This window comes from Tardiphaga sp. 813_E8_N1_3, from assembly GCF_051811025.1.
Classification (GTDB): domain Bacteria; phylum Pseudomonadota; class Alphaproteobacteria; order Rhizobiales; family Xanthobacteraceae; genus Tardiphaga.
On the sequence record NZ_JBPWQE010000001.1, the window covers coordinates 174,423 to 189,823 of the forward strand.

Here is a 15,401-nt window from a genome sequence, read left to right on the forward strand (position 1 = left end):
TTGATGACCTCACAATTTTGAGTCGTTCTTGACAGTAGATGGCGCGTCGCGCTGCTACTCGACGTGCAATCACCTACACGGGACCACACGTAGTTCGCGAAGCGATGGGCTCCGTCCGATGAAACGCTGTCGCCTTTTCGCTTCGTGCGCCTGGGACTCTATCCGATAACAGGCACGAAAAAGGCGGTCCGTTTGGGCCGCCGTTTTTCTCAGCTGTCAGTTATACTACTGGCAGAGATGTCGTCGGCCATCCTCGCCGCGGAACCAGGTTCCCGGCTGACACACGAAGCCCATGCGCTGGGCGTAGGAATCGCGCGGGACGCCATTGTAGCCATCATAGGAATTGTAGCTGTTCCGGAACGGCGCAGTTGCGATGGCGCCGGCGGTGCCCACAGCCGCACCCGCTACACCCACGGCGCCGCCAACCACGCCTGCCGCTACGTCACCCGGCCAGAAGCCCGAATCACGATAGCGTTGGTCGACCGCGCTGGCTCGATATTCCTGCGTGGCCTGTGCGCGGCGATTCATCGAATCCTGTGCCATCGCTGGCGTAGCCATCAAGCCAGAGACCACGGCAGCAGCAGCGAGAAGTTTCATCCTTGTCATGTGGGATTCTCCATCGTTATGACAGCGAGCCAACGATGGGCGGTACGAGACGTTCCGCAATAAATGTCCCGATCTTTTAAGGCATGTGACGCCGGTTCCGGGCCCCGTCCTATTTGAACGGTCAACGGGTAGCGATGATCGAACGGCTCTGGTATGGAACTGTCCATGCCCGGTGTTCCTGACCGGGATCGCGGTCCCGTAGCTCAGCCGGATAGAGCGACGGTTTCCTAAACCGTAGGTCGCATGTTCGAGTCATGCCGGGATCGCCAGCTTTCCTTCCTGTTTAATCCGAAAACGGCCATTTCGCGACGACTTCAGACCTGCTGGCGTCAGGCGACAGCGATCTCGCGCTTCTGGAGCATGGCGCGAATCTCTCGTGACGGCTTGGCGGCACTGAAAAGAAAACCCTGCATCTGGGTACAACCGAGCATACGCAGTGCGTCGAGTTGATCAGCTGTCTCAACGCCCTCCGCCGTGGTGATCATGTTGCGGGCGGCAGCGATGGTTACAACCGCCTGTACGATCGATGACGATCCGCCGGGCGCCACGATGTCGCGGATGAAGCTGCGGTCGATCTTGACCTTGTCGAACGGGAATCGCTGCAGATAGCTGAGCGACGAATAGCCGGTCCCGAAATCGTCCAGCGCAATCCCGACACCGATGCCGCGGAGCTGATGGAGGATCGCGAGCGCCATCTCGTCATCGCGGATCAGCACTGTTTCCGTAACCTCAAGTTCGAGCCGGTGAGCTGGCAAGTTTGCTGCCACGAGGGCTCGAGTGACATTCAAGGCCAGGGTTTGCGTCGTGAATTGAATCGGCGATACATTGACAGCGAGCTTGATCGGCACCGGCCAGGAGGCCGCCTCAGCGCATGCCGTTCGCAATACCCAATTGCCGAGTTCGGTAATTAGGCCGGTTTCTTCGGCGATCGGAATGAACTCTGCCGGTGAAACCATGCCGCGAACCGGATGCCGCCAGCGGAGCAACGCTTCGCAACCAGTAATCTCGTTGCTGGCGATATCGACGACGGGTTGATAGTGAACCTCGAGTCCGTCTTCCGCGAGCGCCTTCCGCAGATCCTGCTCCAGCGCGCGCCGCGCCCTTGCGTCTTCATCCATGGCAGGCTCGAAGAAGCGAAAGGTGCGCCGTCCAGCGGCCTTGGCACTATACATTGCAAGGTCGGCATGTCTCAGTAATTCGTCGAGATCGGAGCCGTCATCAGGGGCTACAGCGATTCCGATGCTGGCATCGGTCGTGATCTGGTGACCAAGGCATTCATAGGGCAGCCGGATGGCGTCATAGAGCGGCACCACCAGGTGGGTGACATCGCTGCGGCGAGCAATTCCCGTATGCACGATGGCGAATTCGTCGCCGCCAAGTCGCGCGACAAAGCCCGCATTACCGACACAGCTGCGCAGCCGCGTGGCCACAATTTTCAGCAGTTCGTCGCCGATCGCATGACCGAGCGTGTCATTGACGCTCTTGAACTCATCGATATCGATATAGAGAATCGCAAATCGCGCGCCGTCATGCAGCGTTGCGATTTCCGCTTCGAGGCGATCACGGAACATCACCCGATTGGGGAGATCTGTCAGAGCATCGTAATGCGCAAGATGGGCGATGCGCTCTTCCGAACGTTTGCGATCGGTGATGTCCTCGAGCGTCGAGGCCCAGCCGCCGTCCCCCGATCTCTGAACGAGGATCTGGATCGAGCGACCGTCAGGCGTAGTCAGCAGCGTATCGTGGACGGGGCCTTCAGCAACGCTTCGCAAGAACGACGTGCAGTATTCGTCGACATCGCCGATGAAGGTTCCGTTCTCCTTGCGATGCTGGATGAGGTCGCGGAAATAGCAGCCTGGCTTCACGATCCTGTCGGATAATCCGAACATGTCGATGAAGCGCCGATTGCAGACGACCAGCCGGCCATAGGCATCGAACAAAAGCAGGCCCTGCGTCATATTGTTGATTGCAGTATCGAGATGTGTCGATTTTTGCGCCAGCATCCGTTCGGCCGAGCGGTGCTGGCGGTTCAGCTGCCGGACGATCAGGAACAGCGTCGCCAGGATCACCAATGCGGCAAGCGTCGCACCGATGATTTGATATTTGGTCTGCTCGCGCCAGTCATGCAGGGCCGCGGGCATACTGGTGGTCGCGACGATCATCACGGGAGCCGCCGCGAGGCGTCTTGCGGAGCCCAATTCGTCTTCCCCGTCGATGGGGCTGATATAGTGCCCCGTCGAGGTTCCGCCCGTCGACCAGAGGTCCTTGAAGACTGAGCTGTTACTGAGGTTCTGGCCGATAACGGTCTCGTTCTGCGGATAGCGAGCAAGCACGGTGCCGTTGCGGTGGATCATCAAGATCTTGGCGCCTTTTTCGAGCGCGAGGGATGCGAAGAAGCTCTCGAAGTGAACCGGCTCGACGCCGCGGCTGATGATGCCCATGAATTCGCCATGGCGTCCGATCAGCTTGCGCGAAAACACGGCGGTCCATGCACCAGTCACCCTGCTGATGACGGGTTCGGCCAATACGACCGTGGGCCCGTTGTCGGCCTGCAGCGTCTGGAAATGCTGACGGTCGGCAATGTCGATGGCAGGCACCGGCCAGGTTTCCGACGAATTGAGCAGCTTGCCTTCGGAATCGAACAGGTTGATGCCGCCGATATAGGGTAGGCTGCTGAGCTTGGTGCGCAGCATGCGGTGGACGTCGATCCCCGACATTAGATGCTGGTAGGCGGCGCTGTTCTGGATGTTGGCCGACTTCATATAGGTGATGACGTCGTTCTGGATGCCCTGCAGGTCTCCGAACTGCTGGTCGAAGTGTCGCGCGACCAGCAGAACCGTGTTGTCCAGTTCGCGCTTCTTGCTCTCGATGGCGCGGTCTCTGAAATGGACGGTGATGTAGGCCGTGCCGATGGCGATGGCGGTAATCAGCAGGCAGCCGCACAGGATGAGGCCTTGGATAGGCCCGCCTTGAAATCGGAAACGGAGCAGCGCGGCGAAGCCAGCAAGGCAGCCAGCGCCATTAGACCGTTCCCCCGACTTTGCGTCGTTTTGCCCCATGCGTAGTTTTGTACCGGGGGGACCGCCAACACGCCGTTACGAACTTCGGTGAACGATGGGTTAAGATGCTGCGCCATCACGACGATTTCGATACGACGGCGGCGGCCTATCCCGCCGCCGAACCGCTGACGATATCGGCCTGCTCGCCGCGCTCGATCAGCGATTTGACCAGCGAGGATTTCACGCCGGAGACGTGTTCGCGCATCAGTACCTCCGCGCGCCAGGGCTCGCGGGCCATAATGGCGTCGTAGATCCGGTGGTGATCATCGTGACGCCGGCGCACGTCGCGATGCTCGAAGGCGACGATGTTGCGGCTCGATGACATCGGCACGTGGTGGCAGATCCGGATCATCTCCGCCAGCATGCGGTTACGGGCGGCGCCCAGCAGGGTGTCGTGGAAGTCGCCGTTGATGCCGCGATAGATGGTGAGATCGCCTTCCGCGAACTCACCGCGCGCCAGCAATTTGTCGCCGGCGACAAGGCTTTCCTCGATGATGGCGCGCTCCTCGGCGCTCAGTCCACGTTCGGCGGCGAAGCGTGCGGCCACGCCTTCCAGCGATGCGCGAATTTCATAAGCATCGACGATGGCGGAGAGCGGGAATTCACGGACGGTGAAGCCGCGATTGGGGGCGTAGTCGAGCAGCCCTTCGCCGGCCAGTGCCTGCAAGGCGGCCCGGACGGGAGTCCGCGAGACCTCCAGCGTCTTGCTGAAGCGAACCTCGTTGATCCGCTCGCCTGCGCTGACCGTGCCATCCAGAATGGCGTCGCGGATCTGATCCGTCACCGACAGCGACCGGTTGGCGACGCGGCCAGGGCCAGTAGCTTCAGGCAGCGGCGAGAGGGATGAGTCGGGCATCGGTGGTGCTCCGCAGCAAAGTGAATACAATTAAATCCGAGTGTGGCGGGTCTTTGCTACTCAGCATACAGGAAAGCGCAATTTTGCTGCATAAATATCGCGCATAAAGGGGAGGCAATTCGCGGAAATGATGAGCATCGGAAAAAGTGTATGTAATTCCGATTGACTCATGACCCGAACCCGCAATGATGCGGTCACGTTCACAAGAAGCAGGCGGTACGCGTCTCATGGCAGCAGGGAAGTCGATCGGCGAAAACGCCATCGAGGAGATCACGGCGGATCGCGCCCCGCACTATGAGCCGTTTGGCTGGCATCACTGGCCCGAGCATCCATGGCTTGCCTATCAATTCCGCCGCGGTCTCGGTGAGACCCAGGAAGGCGGGGGCAGCGTGTCCGAGGTGATGCTGGCCGGTTCGCGGATGATCCCGGGCGATCTCGAAAGCTGGCATAAGGAGTGGATGGTGATCGCGGATGCCAATTGGCGGCGCGGCCTTTCCGAAGAAAAGCTCGGCCACATCCGCACGGCGATGAACTGCTTCCTGCGGGCCGCCGATTACTACCGCCAGGCAGAATTCCATCTCGAGCCGACCGATCCGCGGCGGCTGCCGACCTTCGAGAAGATGGAAGCCTGCTCGCACAAGTTCATTTCCTATCTTAATCCGCCCGGCGAAGTGGTCGAAATCCCTTATGAGCCGGGCAAGCCGATCTGCGGCTACTTCATCCGTGCGCCATTTCCGGGCGACAAGCTGCCGGTGCTGATCTGCATGGGTGGTCTCGACTCCATCAAGGACGAGATGTGGTTCATGCAGGCCCATGGTTGCCTGCAGCGTGGCATCTCGGTGCTGATGGTCGATCTGCCCGGACAGGGCGGTACCTTGCGCCGCCACGGTCTTGCGACCCGCGCCGATACGGAAGTGCCGGTCGGCAAATGTATCGACTGGCTCGAAAAGCGCGCCGATGTCGATAGCTCGCGCATCGCGGTCTGCGGCTCCAGCATGGGCGGTTACTACGCCGCGCGCGCCGGCTGCTACGAGCATCGCCTTGCTGCGGTGATCTCGCACGGTGCCGTCTGGTCCGTCCACGACATGTGGGGTCAGAAGGGCGACGACTTCGGTCTGGCGATGCATATCCGCTGGGTATTTGGCGCCAAGACCATGAAGGAGGCTCATGAGCTGATGAAACCCTTCACGCTGAAGGGCCATCTCGAACATATGAAATGTCCCTATCTGGTGCTGCATGGTGGCCACGACGTGCTCACGGTCACCGCAGCGCGCTCGACCTATGATCACGCGATTGCCAATGGTGTTGATGCGACATTGCGCGTGCTTGAGCCGGACGAGACCGGCGCCGAACATTGCCAGCACGACAATCCGACGATTGGTCAGGAAGTGCTTGCCGACTGGCTCACCGATAAATTCAAGATCGATCAGCGTACGCTGCTGAAGACCTCATTCAACCCGCTGGTGTGATCATGAATCTCGGCGTCAATCAAATCAAGGCAGCCGTCGTTGCGATCGACCTGCATCGCGGTCATCTCGACATGTCGGTGGCGACCATGCCGACGACGCCGGATGTGGCGAAACAGGTCATTGCCTCTAACAAGCGGTTGTTTGACTGGTGCCGTAGTGTCGGCATCCCCGTGATCCATCAGGTCACCTCCTATCGCGACGAAGAAGAAATCCGCGCCAACCCATTCTGGCGGACCCGCGCCGAGGATCCAAAAGCAACGCGCAAGAATGTGATGCGGCACAATATAATGGGCGGCCCCGGCTGTACCGTGATGCCGGAGCTGCTGGACCCCAGCGACTTCATCGTCAACACTAAGAAGCGCTACGACTGTTTCTTGGGCACCGATCTCGATTTCGTGTTGCGTTCGCACGGCATCAACACGCTGCTCGTCACTGGCGTAAACACCAATTCCTGTGTGCTGGCGACGACGACGGCTGCCAATGTGCGCGACTACTCGGTGATCGTCGTCGAGGACTGCGTCGACAGCATGGACGGGCCGGAGTTGCATGCCGCCGGCCTCGCCTGCATCCGCACCGCCTTCGGTTTCGTGATGGATACCGACGCGGTGATGCAGCTCGATGGCCTCAAAGGTGCAGGACGCGCCGCATGATCCCCTGCAATCTCTCACTTTCGAAGGGCATCCAGCCATGACCGCTCCCATGCAGCCGCGCGAGCGTTGCGACTATTCCGCCATCGTCGATCGTCCCAAGCTGAAACTGCCGGGCAACGCCCGCATGATCGTCTGGACCATCGTCAATCTCGAGGTCTGGGATATCGCCAAGCCGATGGCGCGTCAGGTGCTGCCGGCGCCGACCGGCATCCCGCTGCTGCCCGATGTCGCCAATTGGGGCTGGCACGAATACGGCATGCGTGTCGGTGTCTGGCGTTTCTTCGATCTCTACAAGAAGCTCGGCATCAAGCCCACGCTGTCGATCAATGCGCGTGTCTGCGAGGACTATCCACGCGTAGCCCAGCAGGCGAAGGACGCCGGCTGGGAGTTCATGGGCCATGCCTATGAGCAGGGGCCCATCCACAAGGAGGCCGACCAGAAAGCGATGATCAACCGCTCGATGGATGTGATCGAGAACTTTACCGGCAAGCGCCCGGTGGGCTGGCTCGGGCCGGGTCTTACGCAGACGCTGGAGACCCCGGAACTCCTCGTAGAAGCCGGCGTGAAATATATCGGTGACTGGGTTTATGACGACGAACCGACCGTGATCCGTACCGAGAAGGGGCCGCTCACAACGCTGCCTTACACGGTGGAGATGAACGACATCCCGATGATGATGGTGCAACATCACGAGAGCACGCAGCTCCTGAACCGCGCCAAGGACCAGTTTGATCGCCTCTATGCGGAGAGCGTGGAGCGGCCGAAGATCATGTCGATCGCGATCCATCCGTATATTTCGGGTCAGCCGTTCCGTATCAAATATCTCGAAGCGATCTATGATTACGTCAACCAGTTCGAAGGCGTGGTGCATTGGAATGGCGCCCAGATCCTCGATTGGTACAATACCCAGGTGGCGAAGTGAGCGTGACGTCCCAGCAGATGCTGCCTGCAATTCCCGTCACCGGCGTACCGGTCGTGGGTGGTGGTTTTTTCCCTGTCCGCCGCGTCTATTGTGTGGGGCGTAACTATCTCGACCACATCCGCGAGATGAAGGAAGCCGACGAGCGCGATCCGCCGTTCTTCTTCCAGAAGCCGCGCGACAGCGTGGTGCCGGACGGCGCGCGCGTGCCTTATCCGACTTTCACCGAAGACTTCCAGTTCGAGGTTGAGCTGGTGCTCGCGATCGGACGCGGCGGCCGCGATATCGCGGTGGAGAATGCGCTCGATCACATCTGGGGTTATGCCGTCGGCATCGATCTCACCCGTCGCGACCGCCAGCGCGATGCCCGCGATATGCGACTGCCTTGGGAAATGGGCAAAAGCTTCGACGCGTCCGCGCCTTGCGGCGAAATTGCGCCGGCACGTGATGCCCGGCATTTCAACAATTGCGTGATCACACTGTCGGTGAACGGCGTCGAGAAGCAGCGCGGTGATATCGGCCAGATGATCTGGAGCGTGCCGGAGATCGTAGCGCAGCTGTCGAAGCAGATGAAGCTCGAGCCGGGCGATCTCATCTATACGGGAACGCCTGCCGGCGTGGGTCCCGTCGTTCCGGGCGATGTCATCGACGCGCGGATCGAAGGCCTGCCGTCGCTCGGCATCACCATCGTTGCGCCGGAGGCCTGATCATGTTGCCGACCGAGCGCATTTCCTACTCGCCGATTGACGTCCGCCCGCCGCTGAAGCTGCCGAATGGCAAGCGCATGGCCGTATGGATCATCGTCAATGTCGAGGAATGGGACGCCAAGCAGCCGATGCCGCGCACGGTGCTGACACCGCCGGCCGGCGGCTCGCCTTCGCCGGACGTTCCGAACTGGGCCTGGCACGAATACGGCAATCGTGTCGGCTTCTGGCGCATGCTGAAAGTGTTCGACGACTACAAGCTCCCCGCCGCGCTGGCGATCAATGGCTCGGCAATCGCCGCTTACCCGCCCATCGTCGAGGCAGCCAAGGCGCGCAACTGGGAATTCATGGGTCATGGTTTCACCCAACGCAATATGCAGAAGGTGGAGAACGAACGCGAGGATATCCGCAAGACTGCCGAGGTGATCGAGAAGGCCACCGGCAAGCGGCCGCGCGGCTGGCTCGGGCCGGGTCTGACCGAGACCTGGGAAACGCCGGACCTGCTGAAACAGGAAGGCTATGACTACGTCGCCGACTGGGTACTCGACGATCAGCCGGTATGGCTCAAGACCACGACGACACCGATCGTCAACGTACCCTATACGCAGGAATGCAATGACGTCGCGATGATGCTGATCCAGCATCACAAGGCGTCGGAATATTACGACCGGGCCATCGACCAGTTTGAGCAGATCTACGAGGATTCCAAGAACTCGGCCCGGGTCATGGCATTGGTTGTGCATCCCTACATCATGGGGGCGCCGCATCGTCTGAAGCACTTCCGCCGGATATTTGAGACCATCCAGAAGAAATCCGACGTGGCCTTCATGACCGGCGAACAGATTCTCGATTGGTATCTTTCGGTCGGACCGAAAGCGCCAGAAGCATAGATCAGGCAAGCAGCAGGGCATGAGTCTCTTTCAACTCCTCAACGGCCTGACCTTCGCCGCGCTGCTGTTCGTTGTGGCGAGCGGCTTCACGCTGATCTTCGGCCTGCTGCGTATCGTCAATCTCGCGCATGGTGCGCTGTATCTGTTCGGCGGCTATATCGGCTATAGCGTTGCGGTGAAGACCGGCAGCTTCGTCGTCGGTGGTATCGGCGCCATGGCGGCGATCGCGGCCATCGGCTTCGTGCTCGATCAAGGACTGCTGCGCTTCGTGCGCGGCAACGAATTACGACAGGTGCTGCTGACGCTCGGCGTCGCCTTTTTTCTCAACGATCTCGCGCTGGTGATCTGGGGCGGCGACAGCTTCACTGTGCCGATCCCGGAAATGCTGCGTGGCGGCACGCGGGTGTTCGGCACCTTCTATCCGATCTACCGGTTGTTTGTGCTGGGGATGGGCATCTTCGTCTTCATCGGCCTGTGGGTGCTGCTCAATCACACAAGGCTCGGCGCGCTGATCCGCGCCGGCGTGGACGATGCCGAGATGGTCGAGGCATCCGGCGTGAATATCCGCCGTGTCTTCCTCTTCACCTTCCTGTTCGGCTCGGCACTGGCCGGCCTTGGCGGCCTGATGGGAGGCGCGTTCCTGTCGCTCTATCCCTCGGCAGACGCGGAAATCCTCACCTTTAGTCTCGCCGTCGTCATCATCGGTGGGCGTGGCAGCCTCGTCGGCGTCGGTGTCGGCAGCCTGCTGGTCGGGCTTCTGAATACGCTCGGCCAGGTGATGTTCCCCGAGCTCGCTTATTTCGTGATCTTCGGCCCGATGGCGGTGTTGCTCGCATTCCGCCCGCTCGGCCTGTTCGGACGTGCCACATGACGCAGCCCGTATCCAAAACGTCAGTTCTCGCCGGCATGACCAGCCGTGCGCTCGTCATTGCCGGGCTGGTGGTAATCGTCGCGGCCTGCCTGCCCATGGTGCTGTCGAGCTATCAGGTCGGCCTCGCCACCGAAGTGTTGATCTTCGGAGTCCTCGCCATGTCGATCGATATTCTCGCCGGCTTTGCCGGTCGGACTTCCCTCGGGCATGGCGCCATCTTCGGTGTCTCGACCTATGTCGTCGTCTACGCGACTGGCCAGGCTGGCCTGTCGCCTTGGACGGGCTTCGCGCTTGGTGTGCTGGCGGCTACCGCGGTGGCCTCGGTATTTGCGCTGCTCGCGGTGCGCACCTCCGGCGTCTATTTCCTGCTGCTGACGCTTGCGCTCGGCATGATCGTGTGGGGCGTCTGCCTGCGCTGGACGCAGGTGACCGGCGGCGAGAATGGCATGCGCGCCGATGTGCGGCCGGCGGCCCTGATGAGCCACAGCGCGTTCTATTGGGCGGTGCTCGCCGGCGCCGTCATTGTATCTTTTGCCATGTGGCGGTTCGTGCGATCGCCGTTCGGCCTGACGTTGCGCGGTATCCGCGACAGTGAAAGTCGCATGCGCAGCCTCGGCTATAATGTGCCGCTGCATCTGTTCATCGGCTTCACGGTGTCCGGCATCTTCGCCGGCATCGCCGGGGGGCTCTATGCGATGTTCAACAATTTTGTCAGCCCCTCGACGGTTGCGCTCGCGCAATCGGTGGAGGGCGTCTTGATGATGATCGCCGGCGGTGTCGGCACGCTGTTTGGCGCCTTTGTCGGCGCAGCGGCGATCATCGTGCTGGAGAACATCGTCAGCTCCTATACCGAGCGCTGGCTGATGGTGCTCGGCATCACTTTCGTTCTCATCATGATCTTCGCCCCCGAGGGCATCATAGGCAAGCTGCGCGCGATCACCTCGCGCAAGGCGCGATAAGTCGGTTTCACGTTTCAATCGGGTTGCTCACGAAAGGACTTCGAGATGGATCGCAGGCAATTTCTTAAGAACACTACGGCGGCTGTCGCTGCCGCGGGCGTCGGCGTCGCTCCGTGGCGCTCCGCACAAGCTCAGGCCGGCCCGATCAAGATCGGTCTGCTGGCGCCGCTGACCGGCGTTGTCGCTTCGGGCGGCAAGGAAATGGTTGAGGGCGTGCAGTTCTATCTCGATCAGGTGAAGAACGAGATGGGCGGCCGCAAGGTCGAGCTGGTGATCGAGGACGATGCGTCGAATCCCGACACCGCTCTGCAGAAAGCGCGCCGTCTGGTCGAGCAAGGCAATTGCCACATGCTGATCGGCAACCTGCTCGCCAATACCGGCCTTGCTGTCGCCAATTACGTCAAGGGCACCGGCACGCCCTACTTCATTCCGATTATTGCGGCTGACGATCTCACCCAGCGCGCGCGCATCAAAAACGTGATCCGCGTCGCTGGCTATTCTGCCAGCGCCTTCACCCATCCGTTCGGTGATTGGGCCCTGAAGCAGGGCTACAAGAAGATCGCCACCATCAGCCAAGATTACACCTTCGGCCATGAACAGTGCGGCGGTCTCGCCCAGGTCTTCACCGAAGGCGGCGGGCAAATCGTGCAGCAGTTCTGGCATCCGCTGAACACTGCCGACTTCAGCCCCTATCTCGGCCAGCTCGCCGACCTCAAGGTCGACGCGATTTTCGCGATGGAGACCGGCGCGGACTCGACTCGTCTGATCCAGCAATATGCGTCGTTCGGTCTGAAGGCGAAGACGCCGCTGCTGATGGCGATGAACGGCACCGACCAGTCGGTGATCCGTACCATGGGCGACGAATGCGATGGCATCATCGCAGCGGCGCATTTCGCCGAAGGTTCGGACGTCCCGACCACGGCGAAGTTCGAGAAGGATTACGAGGCGAAGTACGGCAAGATCCCGTCGCTCTACGGCTTCTCGATGTATTCCGGCATGATGTGGATCGACGCTGCATTGAAGAAGATGGGTGGCAAGGTCGAGGATCGCGAGACCTTTATCGATACGGTACTGAAGACCGAGCTCGACAATTCGCCGCTCGGCAAGACCGTGAAGTTCGACGACTACGGCAACCCGATCTACGACGTCTACATTCGCAAGGTCGTCAAGCGCGCCGATGGCAAATACTGGAACGTGCCGATCGAGACCTATCCCAATGTCTCGCAATTCTGGAAGTACGATCCGGCGACCTATCTGAAGCAGCCGCCTTACTCGCGGACCTTCCAGGGCATCAAGAAGACCTGATTCAATATTGCTGACATCGAGGCGCGGCCGTGTCGCCGCGTCTCGTTCACTGGGAATTATTCGTGTCCGAACCGATCCTGACGCTGACAGATGTGGTAGTGGCCTTCGATGCCTTGCGGGCGGTCGATGGCGTCAGCCTGATTGTGCCGCGGGGCCAGCGCCGCGCCATCATCGGCCCTAATGGCGCCGGCAAGACCACGTTGTTCAACGCCATCGCCGGTGCGCATCCGCCGACCTCCGGCAAGATCAGGTTCAATGGACATGACGTGTCCAGACTGCCACCACACCGGCGTGCGCAGCTCGGCATCTCGCGCACCTTCCAGATCACCAACCTGTTCCCTACGCTGAGCGTGCAGGACAACATGATGCTGGCGCTGCGCGGATTGAAGCCGAAGAAGTTTTCGCTGTTCGGCTCGCCGGATCCGGACGACAGCGAGGCCGCGCGCATCGCGGCCGCGCTGAACGCTGCGCGGATTGCTGGGCGGGCCGAGATCATCGTCAAGGAAATGTCCTATGGCGAGCAGCGGCAGCTCGAAATCGCGATTGCGCTGGTGACGACGCCGACCATGTTGTTGCTGGATGAGCCCGCGGCCGGCCTGTCGCCGTCGGAGCGCTCGATGATTGCCGAGGTGATCCGCTCGCTCGACCCGGCAATTACCGTGATTCTGATCGAACACGACATGGATCTGGCGCTCGGTCTGGTTGACTACGTCACCTGTATGTTCGAAGGCCGCGTGCTGGTGGAGGAGTCGCCGGAAGGCATTCGCCGCAACGCCAAGGTCCAGGAAGTCTATCTCGGGAAGCCGCGTCATGCTTGAGGTCAAGGATCTGCACAGCGGTTACGGCGACGCGGTCGTGGTGCGCGGCGCCTCGCTTGAGGTGCGTCCTGGCGAGATCGTGGCGCTGCTCGGACGCAATGGTATGGGCAAGACCACCTTCATTCGCTCGATCATGGGCCTGACGCCGCCACAGGTGCGCTCGGGCACGATCACCTGGCGCGACGAGAGCCTCGTTGGTCTGCGTCCTCACGATATCGCCAATCGCAAGATCGCCATTGTGCCGCAGGGCCGCCGGTTGTTTCCGTCGCTGACGGTGACCGAGCATCTGACCATGCTGAAGAGCGCGCGCGCCAAGGATGGCTGGACGCTCGATCGCGTATTCGGCATTTTTCCGCGGCTTGCTGAGCGCCGCTATCACCGCGGCGGTCAGTTGTCGGGCGGTGAGCGCGGCATGCTGGCTGTGGGTCGTGCGCTGATGATCGATCCCGAATTGATCCTGATGGACGAGCCGTCCGAAGGCCTCGCGCCGGTGATGGTGCAGCATCTCGAGAGCATCATTCTCGATCTCAAGAAGGAAGGGCTGTCGATCCTGCTGGTCGAGCAGAATCTCTATAGCGCGCTGGCCGTCGCCGATCGCGTCTACATCATGGAGACCGGACAGATCGTGCATCATGGCACGTCGCAGGAAATGAATGAGCAGACTGATGTGCTGTTCCAGCGCCTCGGCGTGCATTGAGGTGATCATGAGCGAAGACCTGTTGCGTCAAGTCGCCGCCGAATTGAACAAGGCGCCCGGCGCCGCTGAACGCACACCGCGCATGACGGGGCTGGTCGTGGAAAATAACACGCGCGTCGCGACTGCGGCTGTACATGGCATGGCGTTCGATTCGACGCCCTACGCCTATCAGGCGTGGCTCGCTGGCATGGACAAGCGCTGATGCAGAGCGCGATTGCAGCCCTTGATCTCTGCGCCCTCGCGGATGCCGTCGCTAAAGGCGAAGTTACGTCCGTGAAGGCGACAACGGTGGCGCTGGAACGGCTCGATCTGATTGGCCGCAAACTGAATGCCGTGGTGCGGCTTGACGACGAACGGGCGCTGGACGCGGCCGAAGCCGCCGACAAGTTGCGCGCATCGGGAGCGGCATTGCCAGTACTGCATGGCGTGCCCCTTGCACATAAAGACCTCTTCTATCGCGCCGGTGATCTGTCCGGTGGCGGCTCAAAAATCAGAGCGGACTTTCGCGCCGACGTGACAGCCACGGTGATCGCTCGGCTCGATGCCGCCGGCGCGCTCGATCTTGGGCGGCTGCAGCTCGCTGAATTCGCCATGAGTCCGACGGGCTATAACGAATCGCTGGGGCATGCACGCAACCCGTGGAACCCGGCACATGTGCCAGGCGGCTCGTCCTCCGGTTCCGGCGTCGCCGTCGCCGCGCGCCTCGTGACCGGCTCGCTCGGGACTGATACTGGCGGTTCATTACGCCACCCCGGCGCGATGTGCGGCCTGATCGGGTTGAAGCCGACCTGGGGACTGGTTCCGACTGATGGTGTGATGCCGCTATCTGCCTCACTGGATTGCACGGGACCTCTGGCCCGTACCGCGCGGGATGCCGCGCGACTGCTGTCGGTAATCGCGGATCGCGACTATGAAGCGATGCTCGATACGGGTGTGACCGGGATGCGCATTGCAATTCCCGGTGGGTACTACCGCGAGCTCGTGCATCCGGATGTGGCGACTGCGCTGGACGAAGCCGTGAAGACGTTGCGGTTGCTCGGCGTCACCATCGTCGAGACCTCGCCGCCGGACATGGCCTTGATCAACGCGCTGATGCAGGTCGTCATGAGCGTCGAGGCCGCGACGATCCATCGCCGCTGGCTGATCGAGCGGCCGCAGGATTATGCCGATCAGGTACGCTCGCGTATCGAGCCCGGCCTGTTCTATCCGGCGACACGTTATGTGGAAGCGCTGTCGCTGCGTGCGCAGATCACCCAGCAATGGATCGCATCCTGCATCGGATCCGCCGATCTCGCGCTGCTGCCGGCGATCTCGATTCCGGTGCCGACCATCGCGGCGACCACCGAAGGCGATCCTGCCGACGTCGCTGCCGTGATCGGCCAGCTTACCCATTGCACCCGCGGCATCAACTATCTCGGTCTACCCGGAGCCTCAGTGCCGTGCGGCTTCGATGCGGCAGGTCTGCCCATCGCGTTCCAGCTGGTTGGCCGCCCCTATGCGGAGGCCGATATCCTGCGTGCCGCTCACGCCTATCAGGGCGCGACCGACTGGCATCAGCGAGTCCCCGCCGGTGCCGAACTGAACTGAGAAGAGATTCG

General features: G+C 61.2%; 15 protein-coding genes and 1 tRNA gene. 13 read left to right on the forward strand and 3 right to left on the reverse strand.

Annotation, left to right across the window (positions count from 1 at the left end):
* Nucleotides 1-225 precede the first annotated feature (225 nt).
* Nucleotides 226-606, reverse strand: coding sequence for a hypothetical protein (locus tag AB8A33_RS00795; RefSeq protein ID WP_439091028.1), 381 nt, complete (start codon nt 604-606; stop codon nt 226-228).
* A 192-nt stretch (nt 607-798) separates the two neighbouring features.
* Here AB8A33_RS00795 and AB8A33_RS00800 point away from each other — a divergent pair.
* Nucleotides 799-875, forward strand: a tRNA-Arg gene (locus AB8A33_RS00800).
* A 60-nt stretch (nt 876-935) separates the two neighbouring features.
* On the opposite strand, the gene AB8A33_RS00805 is transcribed toward AB8A33_RS00800, so the two are convergent.
* Nucleotides 936-3,665: a bifunctional diguanylate cyclase/phosphodiesterase gene (locus AB8A33_RS00805; protein WP_439091029.1), complete on the reverse strand. Its 2,730-nt coding sequence runs from the start codon at nt 3,663-3,665 to the stop codon at nt 936-938.
* A gap of 106 nt (nt 3,666-3,771) precedes the next feature.
* The gene (locus tag AB8A33_RS00810) at nt 3,772-4,521 is read right to left on the reverse strand and encodes a GntR family transcriptional regulator (RefSeq protein WP_439091030.1); all 750 of its coding nucleotides are present in this window, start codon (nt 4,519-4,521) and stop codon (nt 3,772-3,774) included.
* Nucleotides 4,522-4,748: 227 nt separating this feature from the next.
* On the opposite strand from AB8A33_RS00810, the gene AB8A33_RS00815 reads away from it, so the two are divergent.
* The 12 genes from AB8A33_RS00815 to AB8A33_RS00870 all read left to right on the forward strand — a co-directional run bounded on the left by AB8A33_RS00815 (nt 4,749) and on the right by AB8A33_RS00870 (nt 15,390).
* On the forward strand, nt 4,749-5,990 hold the full coding sequence (locus AB8A33_RS00815) for an alpha/beta hydrolase family protein (RefSeq protein ID WP_439091031.1): 1,242 nt from the start codon (nt 4,749-4,751) through the stop codon (nt 5,988-5,990).
* 2 nt (nt 5,991-5,992) lie between these two features.
* On the forward strand, nt 5,993-6,640 hold the full coding sequence (locus tag AB8A33_RS00820; RefSeq protein WP_439091032.1) for a cysteine hydrolase: 648 nt from the start codon (nt 5,993-5,995) through the stop codon (nt 6,638-6,640).
* A gap of 37 nt (nt 6,641-6,677) precedes the next feature.
* A complete protein-coding gene (locus AB8A33_RS00825) occupies nt 6,678-7,562 on the forward strand; it encodes a polysaccharide deacetylase family protein (protein ID WP_439091033.1) in 885 nt (294 codons plus the stop codon).
* A 2-nt stretch (nt 7,563-7,564) separates the two neighbouring features.
* A complete protein-coding gene (locus AB8A33_RS00830; RefSeq protein WP_439095819.1) occupies nt 7,565-8,266 on the forward strand; it encodes a fumarylacetoacetate hydrolase family protein in 702 nt (233 codons plus the stop codon).
* 2 nt (nt 8,267-8,268) lie between these two features.
* Nucleotides 8,269-9,153 carry a polysaccharide deacetylase family protein gene (locus AB8A33_RS00835; RefSeq protein WP_439091034.1) on the forward strand — a complete coding sequence of 295 codons (885 nt, stop codon included), beginning with the start codon at nt 8,269-8,271 and terminating at the stop codon, nt 9,151-9,153.
* Nucleotides 9,154-9,172: 19 nt separating this feature from the next.
* A complete protein-coding gene (locus AB8A33_RS00840) occupies nt 9,173-10,024 on the forward strand; it encodes a branched-chain amino acid ABC transporter permease (protein WP_149530020.1) in 852 nt (283 codons plus the stop codon).
* Nucleotides 10,021-10,983 carry a branched-chain amino acid ABC transporter permease gene (locus AB8A33_RS00845; protein ID WP_439091035.1) on the forward strand — a complete coding sequence of 321 codons (963 nt, stop codon included), beginning with the start codon at nt 10,021-10,023 and terminating at the stop codon, nt 10,981-10,983. The genes AB8A33_RS00840 and AB8A33_RS00845 overlap by 4 nt, the downstream gene beginning before the upstream one ends.
* A gap of 45 nt (nt 10,984-11,028) precedes the next feature.
* Nucleotides 11,029-12,288, forward strand: coding sequence for an ABC transporter substrate-binding protein (locus tag AB8A33_RS00850; protein ID WP_439091036.1), 1,260 nt, complete (start codon nt 11,029-11,031; stop codon nt 12,286-12,288).
* Nucleotides 12,289-12,350: 62 nt separating this feature from the next.
* Nucleotides 12,351-13,106 carry an ABC transporter ATP-binding protein gene (locus AB8A33_RS00855; RefSeq protein ID WP_439091037.1) on the forward strand — a complete coding sequence of 252 codons (756 nt, stop codon included), beginning with the start codon at nt 12,351-12,353 and terminating at the stop codon, nt 13,104-13,106.
* Nucleotides 13,099-13,803 (forward strand): ABC transporter ATP-binding protein, encoded by a 705-nt coding sequence (locus AB8A33_RS00860; RefSeq protein WP_439091038.1) that lies wholly within the window; start codon nt 13,099-13,101, stop codon nt 13,801-13,803. The genes AB8A33_RS00855 and AB8A33_RS00860 overlap by 8 nt, the downstream gene beginning before the upstream one ends.
* Before the next feature lie 7 nt (nt 13,804-13,810).
* Nucleotides 13,811-14,005, forward strand: coding sequence for a hypothetical protein (locus AB8A33_RS00865; RefSeq protein ID WP_439091039.1), 195 nt, complete (start codon nt 13,811-13,813; stop codon nt 14,003-14,005).
* A complete protein-coding gene (locus AB8A33_RS00870) occupies nt 14,005-15,390 on the forward strand; it encodes an amidase (RefSeq protein WP_439091040.1) in 1,386 nt (461 codons plus the stop codon). Before AB8A33_RS00865 ends, AB8A33_RS00870 begins: the two co-directional genes overlap by 1 nt.
* Nucleotides 15,391-15,401 lie beyond the last annotated feature (11 nt).